Genomic DNA, 13,841 nt, shown 5'->3' on the forward strand with positions numbered 1-13,841 from the left:
AGCAGATTTGACAACTTTTAAAAAGTTGTCAAATCTTAGCTGCACGTTAATTCAGTCCGTTGCAATTCTGGCAAAAAATGCGTATATTGAACGAAGTCGCGAGGTTTATGTGAATGCAAATTTGTTGACGGAAACTGTAGCGGTCGTAAAAATTTCTTACTATTTCCCCCCTGTTTTAGTGTGGTGATTGCGAGATTAGCAATCAAAGCGCCTTTGTTCGTGAGCGGGGACGCTTGAATGGACATAGAGTTGAAATAGTTCCTAACATCAACAGGCTGTAATGAATAAAGTTAAAAGAATATTTTCTAAAATAGGCTTGGTGGTCTTTTTGGCAGTAGTGCACTATGTAGTAATTAGTGCATTGTTAAAAAATGAAAGTAGCCTTACTAAGATAAGTGGCATAGTAAGCGGCCAGGATTCATATCATCGCGGAGGCAGAATTCCATTTTATGCTATTATTATAGCTATAGATCACAGCAACATGAGATTTGGGGTGAAGGATAACAAAGTGGCGGCGTTTGACTATTTATCTCATCACACAGTTGTTGGCAAACGCATTACCATATTGTATGATAAAGATGGGGATTACGAGTTGGACGACTTAACCTACAATGTTTACAGCGTTACAGTTGACGGGAATGAAATAATGACTATTTCGCAAGGCAAACTTTTTTATAAATGGCTTTTACTATGGGCAATAGTAGCCGACATTGCCACGATATTCGTATTTTCCAAGTCAAGGAAAAGCAAGCGTTAAAAAATAGCAGCCTCTTTTAATTCACCAACAGTTTATACCCCTTGCCGTGCACGTTGATGATCTCGACTTTCGAATCGTCCTTGAGGTATTTGCGTATCTTGCTTAAAAACACATCCATACTGCGGCCGTTAAAATAGTTATCATCGTGCCAGATGTTGAGCAGGGCTTCTTCGCGGGTGAGCACTTCGTTTTGCTTCAGGCAAAGCAAGCGCAGCAATTCGGCTTCCTTGGTCGACAGCTTTTGTTTCTGGTCGCCGTCGAAGATCATCTGGGTGGTATAATCAAACTCGTATTTGCCGATCTTAAAATGTGTTTGTTTCTCGGCATTATCCTTCCCGCTATCGTTTACGCGTTTTAGCAGGGCGTTGATGCGCAATAAGAGTTCCTCAATACGGAAAGGCTTGGTAATATAGTCATCGCCGCCAAGGTTGAAGGCCTGGGTTTTATCCTCAATCATACTTTTGGCCGTAGCAAAAATGATAGGCACGGTTGGGTTGATCTTCCTGATCTCCTTACCCAGGGTAAAACCGTCCTTTTTTGGCATCATCACATCCAGTATCAGCAGATCGAACTGTTGTTTGGTGAAAGCTTTAAGGCCCTCATCGCCGTCTTTACAAAGTACAACTTCAAACTTGCCCTTCAGCTGCAGGTAGTCCTGCAAAAGCAGGCCCAGGTTCGGATCATCTTCAACGAGTAATATTTTCATCATCTATTATTTTCAGGGGTCGACCAGATCGAACTTTAATTCGAACTCCGAGCCTTTTTCTTTTTCAGATCGTACACCAATTGTGCCATTCAGCCTTTTTACGATGGTGTTCACATAACTTAGCCCCAGTCCAAAGCCTTTAACATCGTGCAGGTTACCGGTAGGTATACGATAAAACTGCTCAAATATTTTACTTTGCTGATCGCTGCTCATGCCAATGCCTTTGTCGGCCACTTTTATTACCGCCTGGTTATGGCGGTTAACGGTCGTAGTAATCGTGATCTCAGGCGCTTCGCGGCTGTATTTGATCGCATTATCAATCAGGTTGTAAATCACGTTCGAAAAATGCAGTTCATCGGCTTTAATAAACAACTCTTCATCGCTCAGGTTAAGATCGAGCTTAGCGCTATGCTTCTGCAGTTTTAAAGCCATACTATCCAAAACGGCGGCTATCAGTTCGTTAATCTCTATCTTTTTGATATCGAGCTTAAAGTCGTTTTTTTCGATACGGGCGATGTTCAATACCCGTTCGATATGGCTGCCCAAACGTACATTTTCTTCGTAAATAATATTGGCAAGTTTAGATACCCGGTTTTTATCTTCGGCTATCTCGGCATCGCGCAGGGCCTCGCTGGCTATCATAATGGTCGACACCGGGGTTTTAAACTCGTGGGTCATGTTATTGATGAAATCGGTTTTCATCTCCGATATCTTTTTCTGCCGCAATATCGAGTAAATAATAAAACCGAAGCAAAAGATAAAGAAAAGCAACAAGCCGCCTGTAGTGGCCATGGCACCGCCCATCTGGCTTAATATCAACGAATTTTTTTGCGGGAAATACACCTTCAGCTCGCCGGGATCATTGATCACATCCTTACCGAATATGGAAGTATGATACGTATTGGCGGGGATAAAGGTCGGTTTCTGGCCGTCGATATCAAGCGCTTTCGAAAAGATCACCGAATCGTTGTGCGCCTCGGTTACTTCGTAGCTAAAAGGTAAAGATATACCATGGTCGTTCAGCTCGGACCGCAGCAAGGTATCTATCCATAATTGGTTAATGCGATCTTTCAAAGGTTCATCTTTACGCGAATATTCCAGCGCCAGTTTTTCAATCACATTCTGCTGGCTCTTTTGCATTTTGGGCATATCAACGGCACTTTCCTGCTGTAATAATCTGCGGAGCTGTTTAATATGCTGCTCGTTTTCTTTTCGGCGCTGCTCCTGTACCCATAACGGATTCAGCCTGGGTACCGATACCACCTGGGGGCCGAACTGAGGATCGATATAAGTATAGCGCGTGGTATCGAGATATTTGATCTCTTTGGCCTTTTGCAGCATTTTGGCGCGTTTGGCCATCATACTGTAATTACTTTGCGGAGTAATAGTAAGGTATTGCTCCACCTGGCCATACTCATTTTCTTCGATATGGCTTTGTATACTGATGGCTTTGCTTACATCTTCAACTTCCTGCTCCAGTTTGCTTCGTGCCAGCATATGGCTAACGCTATCGCGTAGTTTGGCTATACGTGCGCTATGTGCAGGATCGGTTTTAGGCGTAGGCATGTGCACCAAACCATCATCTGTCAATTCGTTAGAACCGATTTTATTTATTGTGACGGCTCTGAGATAGACATCCTTTTTCCTATGCACAGAACCGGCGGTATCCTTTTTGCTTGTAAGCCTGGCTTTCTGAATCAGAAAGTTATTGGCATCCTGTTTGGTTACAGTGGTCACTACATCGTTAAGCGCAGCCTTAACGTCGCGGTCGAAAAGATCGGATTGTAAACGGTACGATTGCCGCAGGAAATAAAACTGCATAGCTATCACCCCAAGCAGGGCCAAGGCCATCAACCCGGTTATGATAATTATGCTTTTACGTTTCATACAGCTACAAAAATATTGAACAATAGGCTAATACAAATTTGCTTTAACATTATTTAACATATCGTTTAACAAAAACCAATGAGTAAATCTATTAACTTAGTTTTTAGTTTTCAACTCCATCAAACCCAATATGTCATGAAAAAAAACAATATTCCGCCAATTTTAGAACTAACATTCGCCGCTGGCGTAATGATAATTCTGTCGTTGCCATTATTCGTAAAAGCACAGGATCATAAAGAATTCAGTGTCAGCATCAATAACAAAGACACTATTGTAAACGGTAAAAACATTAAAGACCTTTCGGCAGCAGACAGAACAGATGCCCTTAAGAAACTAAACGAACTTAACGACCGCATCAGCTTTACCACAAAAGATAGCGGCGATAATATGATTACACTAAAACAAAAAGACGGCACCAGTAAGGTTTATGTATATGGTAATGGCATAACCGTTGGCGATATCCCCCCAATGCCACCTATGACAGCATACAACCTTTCTATTGACACAGCCGACAGGGGAATGATCATAGCCGATAATGTTATAAAAAGCGACTTTAAAACCCTCGCCGGATCAAAGTTACGCACTTCGGTACTGGCCAACGGGCGCGGCTTAAGCTCTGTTTTTCTATCCGGCGGCCGCAAAAATTCGCAATCGTTCAGCTACTCAAATACTGATAACGATGGCATCAATACACATATCAACTTTAATGTAAGCGATGCAAGCGCCGAGAAAATTAAAAAGATAAGCGGAGCAGAAAAAGCCGATCTGAATATCCAGGATCTGAGCATTGTGCCATCGTTTTCGACAGGTAAAACCACACTGATCTTTAACCTGCCTGCCAAAGGTGCCGAAGTACAATTTAAAGATAGCGAAGGTAATGTATTATGGACAGAAAAGATAACCGGAAACGAGTTTAGCAAAAGCTTTGCCTTACCCAAAAATGGCGTTTACTATCTGCAGGTTAAACAAGCCGGAAAAGTAGCCCTGCGCAGGATAGCCAAAGAAGAGTAAGTATATCCAATCTCCTTGATTATAAAAAAGGCTCGCGGAAAATCGTGAGCCTTTTTTGTTTTTATTTCAGGTTCATCAAATAGTTGTGCATATTATCACTCAACTTTTCAACGTCCCATTCATCGTTCAGCTTTTTGGTATAGAAGGTTTTAACATCTTCCCATTTATAATACGGGAAGTTATTTGTTTTTAACCCTTCTATAGCCACTTCTTTCTCGTTCAACAAAAACTTTATCAGATAGTCGCGCTGGTTATCGGGGGTCTGGCCTTTATATAAGATAAATTGAATGTTGGCGCTCAACGGTATAACTTCTTCTGACTTCCAAATCTTCTCGAATTTGAAGATATCTGCGCTTTCTTTACTCGCTCCTTTTATACCTAACAAGGCCGCAAATGAGGTAAGCGTTTCGGCATTGGTTATCCTGATATCGGCAGCAACGTTAGGGCTTATCAGGTATGCATCGGTAGTATTGATAAAATTAACCAGCAGGGGTACAGTGGCACGTACCTGGATGCCCGAATGATCGCCACCGGGGCCGGCCTTGTAATATTCTTCGGCCGAGTTAAGGGTATTGAACAGGGCGAGTTCGGAGCAGGTAAAAAACGAGCGGATATCCAGCTGCTCGAGCGTAAAACCCGCATTAATAATTTCGCGGTGGATAGAGTTGATCACCGTACTCGCTTTATACAAATCGGTAATAAAGCGGTTTTGATCAGCTTCCTCTATCTTATCAAAAAAACTTTGTTCAAAAAACCTGGTTAAAAACCTGATGTTAAAGTTTTCGGGCTTTTTCTGATCGCGGATGTTATCCACGTTGTCTTTCCAATCGCCTGTTTTCATCATTTCGACCAATGATGGTGCCGTGGCAAAAGGGTTCAGGTTATCATCATCGTTATAACTTGGCTTATCGCAGTTCGGCTCGTCAAGGGTATGCCTTAAGCCACCTAATAAAGCTTCAGCGCTTTGCTTCATCCGGTCCTCATTGATTGCCGCGACTTCAACACATTTTTTTTGTGCAAATACGTTTCCGTAAAGCGCCAGCATGCGGGTACCTATACCTTTCTCTTCGATAGCACCCGAAAGGGAGATCCTGTCGAGCTTATCTTTTTCGATCGTTTGCAAAGTAAGCAGCATTTTACGCAGCTTGCGGCCATCAACTTTTAATGCATGTGCGCTATCGGCTTTTTGCAGTAACGCAAATACAAATGTTGTTGAAATGTCTTTTACCAGGTGTTCTGCACCATTGCGACCGATAAAATTGATAAATACCGGTTTGTAATCGGGGGGTGTCGAAGTGACAGTAAAGTTTTGAGGTAAATACTGTGTATGGCTGCCCCAGTATTCGAGTGAGCAGTCGGTTTCCTGGGCCATGGTAACATTGGCGAAGATCAGTAAAGAAAACAAGGAAAGATAAAGCTGTTTCTTATTCATTTAATGTGGTGTGGTTGTTGACTGATAACGGTTTTAATATACATATTGGTATATACTTTATTACCCGTGTAAAGGTTTGCTCACCAAAAATAAATAATTAGTCTTTATCTCCTTATAAGCTGCGATTAAATAAGTGTTATCCCGATTACCATCTTTTGCTGCTTATATCGGGCAATTAGCCGATGGATGCAGCCCTTCCTTATCTTTTATCAGTTGCGGCAGGCCATTTTTAAAAGTAACAATCCAGATACTATCGTAATCATCATCGGGCCAGTTAAGTGTTTCGGCAATTCCCAATGCTTTCACAATACCTGGTATGGCTTTATGCTCCCAGGTAATGATAATGGTACCCTTGTGTGCTTTCAGGTCAGCAGCTATCTGGTCAAAGTCTTTTTCCTTGTGTGTTGTCGCTATCGCCAAGTTATATTGTATAGCCAGGGGCGCAATGGTTTGAAACATGCGCGAATGTTTGGTGGTATCGCCCAGGCCCAGTTGCGGAACCATCAGGTAATCGGGTACACCAAATTTTTTGACCAGTACAGCCGGTAGCTGCAGCGAGCGGTTTAAACCCTGGCAGGTTAAATTGCTGCCTTTCAGCGGTTTTTCGGCATGGCGGATAAAAACAAGTTTTAAATTTTCGGATTGGGCAAAAGTTGTATGTGCTGTTATAAAACAAACAACTAAGCAAAGTACATACAAGAGCGCTTTTTTCATTTTTATAGGATTAAAGATACATCTTTCGGAAGCATATATAATCATCAATACTGGATTGATTTGGGTTTATTGGGATCGCCTGTACAGCAAACTAAAAAATGCACCGCCTTAAAAGCGATGCATTTGAAAACATTAGTATTAAGATTGGTAATTAGTGCTGGTTACCTATGCCACTTAACTGGTAACAACCCAGGTCGGCGCCCGGAGGCGTTGCATCCGACAAACCGTAGATAGGATCTTTAGGCACAACGATCAGCGGCTGGAAATCAGTTTTGCCTTTGCCAATCAGCGGCGAAGAAGCTTTCAGCCTGAAGTTAAATGTACCTACCGCACTGTATGCCGACATGGAAATGCCTGCAGGCACCGGCAACGTGAAGTTTAAGAACTGCGGGTTGTTTTTTCCTACCACATCGGTACCGTCGTATATCTGGCCTAAAACATAACCCGAAGGCAGGTATTTTGATGTTGATGTGATCGACGGTATATCGGTAGTTTGCGGCTGAGTGATATAACCTACGGGATAAAACTGGTTGGTTACCGCAACCGAATCGCCATACTGAAAGTTATTGCCATAAAACATATTGGCCACATCCGCAACCGGGTTGCCCACCACACGGTAACCAAATTTGCAGTTAACAGCTACGTTGTTGTAGTACATACCTTTGGCGCCTTCTTCGTAATTGATACAGCCGCCGCGGCCACTTTGTGTTTGGCGGTAACCACCCGAAATAAAGGTGTTGTTGTACATCACGATATTGGTTTGCGGCGCGCCGGTTGCCTGGCCCTTGTTCGAAGCTTTTTGACCATTGGTGGCCGTACCGATAAACAGGTTATAAGCCATAGTGCCTACAGTACCACCTTTAACATTGATACAATCGCCGCCTACGGCGCCATTTTTTTCGAAAGTGTTACGGAAGAAAGCCACCTTACCTGCCGAGATACGGATAGGATCATCGACACCGCCATATAACCACGAATCTTCCATAATATAGCTACCGTTATAGTTGGCAAACAAAATGCTGTACTGATTACCCGCACCCGAACCGGCAATTTTTGAGGTAGCGGCACCTTCGGTACCGCCGGCAAATTCAACGTGTGTCCAGCGCAACACCATCAGGTTACAGGTCGGGCCGCCGATAATGCCTTTCCATTTACCTGAGTAAGCAGGATCGGCCGACGGCGAAACCGAGCCGGGGGCATCGCTCTTGGTAACAGTTGTTGCAGGGCCGATGTAATTCGGAAAATCTTTCGAACCGTTACTTACCAGGGTACCTAAAGCTATCAAACTTGTATTAGCGCCCATTTTAAGGGTAACACCAGGCTGCATCAACAAGGTGTCTGTTGCGTTGATCACCAGGTCGCAGCCATCTTCAACAGTATAGGTTTTGCCCGAAAGCATGGTACCCTTTACCGAAACCACCGTGCTGCCCGAACCACTGCACGACAGTGGTGCTTTATCGCTAACCGGGCTTGCGGCAGGCGGCGTATAAGTATAAACATCCGTATGCTCGGTGCTCCATTTTTTACAGCCTGTAACCGCTGCTATCGCTAAGGCAATAATGCTGAAATATATCTTTTTCATGTGTTTTTGATTTGATGTTTTTTTAGAATTTATACCTTAGACCGCCCAGGAAAGATGTTTTATAATAATCGGTTTGCACCAGCGTTTGCGCAGCAATATCCTGCTTGCCGATAAACTCGAGCAGTTGTGTACTCAGCTGGGCGTTAGGATATTTAAGGTATAATTTGGCTGCAGCATTGGTGATGTTGTTAACCTTGCCAAAGAATGATAATTTCTTACCGATCATCTTCTCGAACGAGAAATCTAACTGGCTGTACGCATGCTGGTAAAAATCGAGGTTGTAGTATGGCGATACCTGCGCCAAACGCTCACCTGTGTACACAAAGGCCAGTTGCATATCCAAACCTAATTTACCGCTCTTAAACAGTACCGAAGCATTGCCTACGTTATCAGCCTGACCTTGTAACGGACGGGTTTGGCTTACATAAGTTTGCTGCAAGCCTTTCACCGGATCGCTGAAATAAAGCAGCTTATCGGTAGTGATGCTCGAGTGGGTGTAGGTGTAGTTTACCGAGAAACCGATCACGCCAAAAAATTTGGTAGCCTGTGCCTCAAAACCGTAGTTGGTTGCATCGCCGTCGTCGTTCTGCGGTTTGATCACCTGGTTACTCGGGCCGCCATCGCGCACCACGAAGTACTCGATCGGGTTGTGGATCTTTTTCAGGAAAGCGCCAAGCAACAACTGATCGGCACCGCCCGGGAACAATTCATATCGTAAATCGAAGTTATCGGCAGTGATGTGGTGCAGGTATGGATTACCTTCTTCATCGTAGTATTCGCCCGACACTTTGTAAGGTACAATCTCGCCATAACCCGGGCGGCTTAACGATGCAAAGTAGGATGCGCGGATACTTTGTGCGCCACTGATCTCATACTTTAAATGCAGGCTTGGCAGCACATCTGTATAAGCCGAAGTACCGGCCCGCTGTGAAACGGTAACAGGCGATTGTGTTGTGTATTTTTGTAAGGTATTTTCAACCCTTACGCCACCTAACACCTGTAGTTTGGCAACAGGGTTAAATTTCAATTGCAGGTATTCAGCATTATCATCTTCTTTAACGGTGTAGTTGTCCTGCAGATCGGGGTTATTGGCGCCCACGCCATCCGAAGCCAGGTTGAACACAAATGGTATCGAATTGAAATTATTGGTATATACTGTCGATTTGTTGCCGCCGATCAGCGAGTAAGTGATATAATCGGCATCACGGTCTTTATGGCGTAATAAACCGCCGAGCGATATCTCTACATCGTGATTCAGGATTTTTGGAGCGAAGATAAAGTTGGCGTAGCCGGTCACATCCTGGTCCTTATTGTTTTCCCAGTGGTGGCTCAGCTTGGTATTGTTATCCAACTCCGATACAATAGCACCCGAGCTATTCAGTGTTTGGTTGGCATCGTAAGCAAAATCGGTACGATCGGGCTGGTGCCTGTTGGCATACGAGTATACCGCGCTCCAGTTAAATTTGATCTTGTCGGCCAACTGGTGATCGCCCTGCAGCGTGCTGTTATAGATATTTTGTTGTGTAAGCGTACTGCGGTTGCTGATGGTTACCTGCTTGTTATACAGGGTTGAGTTTAATCCTAAACCCAAAGTATCGGCAGTTTGCCTTGCCTGGTACTCGTTGGTGTGGATGTACAGGTTGTATAACGAAATCTTGTTGTTCTTGTTAAAACTATAATCGATTTTATTATGGATACCTAAACGCTGGGTTTGGGTCGAGTAGCTCCGGGTATAGGCATCAGAAAATTGCGGAACATTGGATGCGGCGGCTGTGGCCGTTGGCTGTGCGTTGGGCGTTAACTGGGTTGAGTTCGAACCGCGGTAAACATTTTGATAGCTGGCAGATACGATCACACCTAATTTACGATCCAAAAACCTGTCGCCGATGGTTAAACCTGCGGTTGAGCTCAACGGGTTATTCAGGCTCTGATCGCTGGTGAGGGCTTTGTTGTTAAAATCGGCATAAGTGGCTGCATAGCTGTTGCCGTGAACCATGGCGGGCGACTGCGTATTGGGCGAACCCTGGAAAGCGGTAAACAACCTGCCTTTCGAAAACAGGCTTGAAAAACCGGACGAGGCATTGGCGCTTACCACAAAGTGATCGGGAGCCGATTTCATCACCAGGTTCATGGTACCGCCGATGGCATCGCCTTCCATACTTGGCGTAAGAGCTTTAATTACCTCTAAGTGCTCCAGCATCTCCGAAGGGAAAACATCCATCGGCACAAAGCGGAACTTGTCGTCGGGGCTTGGTATTTTAATACCGTTAACCAGCGTATTGTTATACCGTTGGTCCATCCCCCGGATGATGGCGTAACGGCCCTCGCCGTTTGATGAACGCTGGATGGTTACACCGCTTACGCGCTGCAAGGCATTACCCACGGTAACATCGGGCAATAACTGGATGGTGTTAGCAGAAAGTATATTTTCGACCATCAAGGCATTTTTTTCGAGCGAACGAACGGCCCTGTCGCTTTCCTTGCCGGCTTGCTCGGTAATGGTCACTTCGTTCAGGCCGGTAGAGTTCTCAACCAAGGCAATGTTGAACACTTCAGTTTTACCGGTAACCGCTTCAACAGCGTACTCCTTGCTGGCTTTGTAGCCGATAAATTTCACGGTAAGTTTATAGGTACCGGCAGGCAGATTTTTAAAAGTGTACGAGCCGTTCAGGTTAACCGGCGCGTTAACTGTTGTTTTACCGTCGATATGCACGGTGGCGCCTGTTAACGGTTCGCCGGTACCGGCATCGGTTACCTTGCCCTTAATAATGCTTTGGGCGCCGGCAACTAAACCGAGGCAAACAAAAGCGAGCAAAAAAGCCCCGGTTTTAATTAGGTTTAATGTAGATGATTCCATCAATAGCGGTTGTTTTAAATGTGATCTGATGTTGTTTGAACTGTTTGCTTTTTTAAAAACGGCCATACTCACTGAACGGCCTGCCGATAATTATTGTGCTCACGGTTTATTATTGTTGTGTGCCGGCCGGGTTCGGTTCGACAACAGCAGAGAGAAGAGTTACACCCTGATAAATAGCACAATAACACAGACAGAGATCAGGCTAATGCCGTTTAACTGCGCGCAAAGTAGACGGCGAAATTTGGAGGAATTCTGAATTTTTTGGCCTCGAAAAATCAGATAACGCAATGGTAATACTGAGTTAATATACAGCCCGGTTCAGCGCCATATAGCAACCAATAATTAACATTATAGCCACATTTTAGTAACAACACAATAAAGATGAGAGACAGAGATTGCCAAAAGTTCGGCGCCGATTAAACAGATATGGATGCATATCATCGTTAAGGCCAAACATGCAGTTTGTTTACTTTTGCATATAGAAGGCATGCACGCTTAGCCAATAATAATACCGGAAGGTTTTAGTGGATAGTCCGGGCCCACATCTTTTTTCGTGAGATAAGCCGGATCCTGAAATTAATCGACAGAAACCGTGAGACCTTCCTGTTGTAATATCTTACGGTAAATCTCCATTTCGGTAAAAGAGCCTTCCAATACCGCGCATTTACCTTCGTTGTGTACCTTCCAGGCAATTTTTTCGGCTTGCGATTCGGTATAATCGAGGTATTTCATCATGCAATGGATCACATGATCAAAGGTATTGTAATCGTCGTTCCATAAGATTAACCGGTGCATTTCTTTCAGTCCGGCTAAAACTTCTTCGAGCGTGAGGGTCTGTTCTTCTACTTCGGTAGGCATGGTGCGAATTTACGCAATGATGCGCAGATGTGCGAATATGCAGATGTGCAAATTATATTATTTGACGGCCAAACAATTACCGCATGGTTAAGCACTTTCGCTTAACTATTGCTTTCGTATAAGTGTCCACATATTCGTTAGTGTGGACGCTTGGACAGGCGAAGAAGTAAACCACTCACCACTCTCTGTTCACCACTCACTGATCACTTTGCCGATCTCGTCATCTTTTCAATAGCGTCCCACATTTCGCCGGGGATCATTTCCAGGGCGCTAAACTGGCCTGCACCCTGCAGCCATTCGCCGCCGTCGATGGTGATCACTTCGCCATTGATATATCCCGAAAAATCGGAAACCAAAAATGCCGCCAGGTTGGCCAGTTCCTGGTGCTCGCCTACGCGTTTAAGGGGTACACGGTTCTTAAAATCAAACTTTGCCGCCATATCGCCGGGCAGTAAACGCTCCCAGGCTCCTTTAGTCGGGAACGGCCCCGGGGCGATAGCGTTGGTACGGATGCCGTGCCTGCCCCACTCTACCGCCAGCGAACGCGTCATGGCCAAAACACCGCCCTTGGCACAGGCCGAAGGCACTACATAGGCCGATCCTGTAAAGGCATATGTGGTCACAATATTCAGGATAGTGCCTTTTATTTGCTGATCGATCCAGTATTTGCCTAAAGCCAGTGAGCAATTTACCGAGCCTTTTAATACAATATCAATAATGGTTGAAAACGCGTTGGCCGAAAGGCGCTCGGTTGGCGATATAAAATTACCGGCGGCGTTGTTCAGCAAAGCATCAACCTGCCCAAACTTTTCAAGGGATTGTTTCAGCATGGCTTCAACTTCATCGTAGTTGCGAACATCGCATTGTACCGCCAGCACTTTGCCGCCGGTAGCAGTCTCCATTTCGGATGCTGTTTTTTGCAATACATCCAGTTTGCGGCTCGTGATTACCAGGTTGGCCCCCAACTGTAAAAAGTAAGTACCCATGGCTTTACCCAGGCCGGTACCGCCGCCCGTGATTATAATGGTTCTGCCTTTCAGGGCATCATCGCGTAACATTCCTTGTGTCATAAGCCCCTCCTAAATCCTCCCCGGCAGGGAGGACTTTTGATCATTATAATTCATAAGTTCCGTACTCAGCATAATATAATCCTTTATATTTAAAGTCCACACCCTTCAGGGGGAGATTTAGAGGGGGCTTGCTTTTTGTTTTAAGCTTTGAATGATCATTTGTAACGATTTCCGGGTTTCGGGCGCCCACCATTGTGCGTTCAACTGGTCCAGTGTTCCGGTTTGGTCGGCATTCGCATGTTCGATCAACTTTTTACGCATGTTAAGTTTGCTCTGCATCCAGGCTGCCTGGTTAAGCTGCATATATTTCCTGATCTGGCGCTCGGCCGTGCTGATCACGCTTTCCGGGTTACATATCTCATCTATCAAACCAATCTGTAAAGCTTCATCCACCGAAAACAACTTGCCCTCTGACAAACTCTGGTACGCCCGCCGCTGGCCGATCCAAAAAGCATATTGCTTAAAAATACCCTCGGGAACAACGATGCCAACCGGTATCTCGTTCAGCCCGATGATGAATTTCCCCTGGGCCATCACGCGGTAATCGCAGCAGGTAGCCAGTACACAACCTCCTGCCGGGCTATGCCCGCTTATCGCTGCAACCATTGGTTTTTTAAACGATACCATTATGGCCTGCAGGTTAATAAAGTCTGCCCAAAAAGCTTTCATCTGCTCCTGGTTATAATCGTAAAGTTCGATGAGATCGAGCCCGGCCGAGAAGAAGTTTTCTTTACCGGTAATGATCAGGCCGCCGATATTGTCATCGGTATCAACGCTCTTTATCAGCAAAGTCAGCTCCTTCACCATTTCGGCATTCATCGGGTTTGATTTGCCCCGATTGAGCTGGATAACAGCAAGCCGGTCTTTTACGGTAACCTGTAGTGTATTCATTAGCCCCTCCTGTCCCCTAAAGGGGATGCTTTAGTTTTTAATTGTATAAAGCCAAGGTCGGTTTAATTTTTTACAA

Annotated in this window: 11 protein-coding genes; 2 read left to right on the forward strand and 9 right to left on the reverse strand. The window is 44.9% G+C overall.

What is annotated here, in order from left to right:
• Positions 1–280: 280 nt before the first annotated feature.
• The gene (locus BEL04_RS19950) at positions 281–757 is read left to right on the forward strand and encodes a hypothetical protein (RefSeq protein WP_066006791.1); all 477 of its coding nucleotides are present in this window, start codon (positions 281–283) and stop codon (positions 755–757) included.
• Between the two features lie 16 nt (positions 758–773).
• Here the strand turns inward: BEL04_RS19950 and BEL04_RS19955 are convergent, their stop codons facing one another.
• A complete protein-coding gene (locus BEL04_RS19955; RefSeq protein ID WP_066006794.1) occupies positions 774–1,466 on the reverse strand; it encodes a response regulator transcription factor in 693 nt (230 codons plus the stop codon).
• Between the two features lie 9 nt (positions 1,467–1,475).
• Entirely contained in the window at positions 1,476–3,350 is a 1,875-nt protein-coding gene (locus tag BEL04_RS19960) for a sensor histidine kinase KdpD (RefSeq protein WP_066006796.1), read from the reverse strand.
• 135 nt (positions 3,351–3,485) lie between these two features.
• Here BEL04_RS19960 and BEL04_RS19965 point away from each other — a divergent pair, with 135 nt between their 5' ends.
• Positions 3,486–4,361: a T9SS type A sorting domain-containing protein gene (locus tag BEL04_RS19965; RefSeq protein ID WP_066006802.1), complete on the forward strand. Its 876-nt coding sequence runs from the start codon at positions 3,486–3,488 to the stop codon at positions 4,359–4,361.
• A gap of 61 nt (positions 4,362–4,422) precedes the next feature.
• Here the strand turns inward: BEL04_RS19965 and BEL04_RS19970 are convergent, their stop codons facing one another.
• The 7 genes from BEL04_RS19970 to BEL04_RS20000 form a co-directional block, all read right to left on the reverse strand.
• Positions 4,423–5,793, reverse strand: a complete 1,371-nt coding sequence (locus BEL04_RS19970; RefSeq protein WP_066006804.1) for a histidine-type phosphatase — start codon at positions 5,791–5,793, stop codon at positions 4,423–4,425.
• Between the two features lie 162 nt (positions 5,794–5,955).
• Positions 5,956–6,507: a histidine phosphatase family protein gene (locus BEL04_RS19975; protein WP_066006806.1), complete on the reverse strand. Its 552-nt coding sequence runs from the start codon at positions 6,505–6,507 to the stop codon at positions 5,956–5,958.
• Positions 6,508–6,658: 151 nt separating this feature from the next.
• Positions 6,659–8,089 (reverse strand): hypothetical protein, encoded by a 1,431-nt coding sequence (locus BEL04_RS19980; RefSeq protein WP_066006808.1) that lies wholly within the window; start codon positions 8,087–8,089, stop codon positions 6,659–6,661.
• A 22-nt stretch (positions 8,090–8,111) separates the two neighbouring features.
• On the reverse strand, positions 8,112–10,946 hold the full coding sequence (locus BEL04_RS19985) for a TonB-dependent receptor (protein WP_066007308.1): 2,835 nt from the start codon (positions 10,944–10,946) through the stop codon (positions 8,112–8,114).
• Positions 10,947–11,522: 576 nt separating this feature from the next.
• Complete coding sequence (locus BEL04_RS19990; protein WP_066006813.1) at positions 11,523–11,804, reverse strand: ATP-dependent Clp protease adaptor ClpS; 282 nt, start codon at positions 11,802–11,804, stop codon at positions 11,523–11,525.
• 203 nt (positions 11,805–12,007) lie between these two features.
• On the reverse strand, positions 12,008–12,874 hold the full coding sequence (locus BEL04_RS19995; RefSeq protein WP_066006814.1) for an SDR family oxidoreductase: 867 nt from the start codon (positions 12,872–12,874) through the stop codon (positions 12,008–12,010).
• A 117-nt stretch (positions 12,875–12,991) separates the two neighbouring features.
• Complete coding sequence (locus BEL04_RS20000; protein WP_066006815.1) at positions 12,992–13,765, reverse strand: enoyl-CoA hydratase/isomerase family protein; 774 nt, start codon at positions 13,763–13,765, stop codon at positions 12,992–12,994.
• Positions 13,766–13,841 lie beyond the last annotated feature (76 nt).

This window comes from Mucilaginibacter sp. PPCGB 2223 (genome assembly GCF_001705515.1).
Classification (GTDB): domain Bacteria; phylum Bacteroidota; class Bacteroidia; order Sphingobacteriales; family Sphingobacteriaceae; genus Mucilaginibacter.